Origin of the sequence: Geobacillus sp. ZGt-1, assembly GCF_001026865.1 — a bacterium.
In the GTDB taxonomy this organism is placed as follows: domain Bacteria; phylum Bacillota; class Bacilli; order Bacillales; family Anoxybacillaceae; genus Geobacillus; species Geobacillus thermoleovorans.
The window spans coordinates 1-750 of the sequence record NZ_LDPD01000077.1 but is presented as its reverse complement, the minus strand read 5'-3'; the positions used below and the strand labels follow the sequence as shown (position 1 = coordinate 750).

The window sequence follows — 750 nt, the reverse complement described above, 5'->3', positions numbered from 1 at the left end:
GATGTGACGATTCAGGCGCAGATCATAGGGCTGCTCAAAGAGTTGCAGCGGCAAATGAAAACGAGCATTATTTTAATCACGCATGATTTGGGGGTGGTGGCGGAAATGGCGGACCGTGTGGCGGTCATGTATGCTGGGGAAATCGTTGAGTTAGCGGACGTCGATACCATTTTTCACCGTCCGCTTCATCCATACACTCGCTCATTGTTGCAGTCGATCCCGTCTGCGCAGACGAAAAAGGAACGACTCCACGTCATCCAAGGGATCGTTCCCCCGCTGCATAAACTGCCGCGGCGCGGCTGCCGCTTCCAGCCGCGCATCAGCTGGATTGGGGCGGATAAGCACGAATCGGATCCGAAGTTGCGGGAAGTGGAGCCGGGGCACTGGGTGCGTTGCACATGTTACCAACATTTTTATTTTCCCGATGATCAAACGGTAGGTGGAATCGGCTATGGCGCTTCTTAACGTCAACCATTTGAAAGTATACTATCCGGTGCGCGGCGGTTTTTTTCGCCGGGTGGTCGACCATGTCCGCGCGGTGGACGATGTCAGTTTCACGCTGAACAAAGGGGAAACGTACGGGCTCGTCGGCGAGTCCGGCTGCGGCAAGACGACGACAGGGCGCACGATTATCGGTTTGATCCGCGCCACGGCCGGGGAAGTGCTGTTTGAAGGGACGGATTTGACAAAGCTTCGCCGCCGCGAGTTTCATCCGTATCGGAAAGACATCCAGATGATTTTCCAAGATCC

At 55.3% G+C, this 750-nt stretch carries 2 protein-coding genes; both read left to right on the top strand.

The features are described from left to right. Positions 1 to 465: oligopeptide/dipeptide ABC transporter ATP-binding protein (locus tag VU18_RS15615; protein WP_047758458.1), on the top strand; the 465-nt coding region annotated here is incomplete at its 5' end. Beyond that, the coding region (locus tag VU18_RS15610; protein ID WP_047758457.1) for an ATP-binding cassette domain-containing protein at positions 452 to 750 on the top strand (299 nt) is incomplete at its 3' end. The genes VU18_RS15615 and VU18_RS15610, both read left to right, overlap by 14 nt.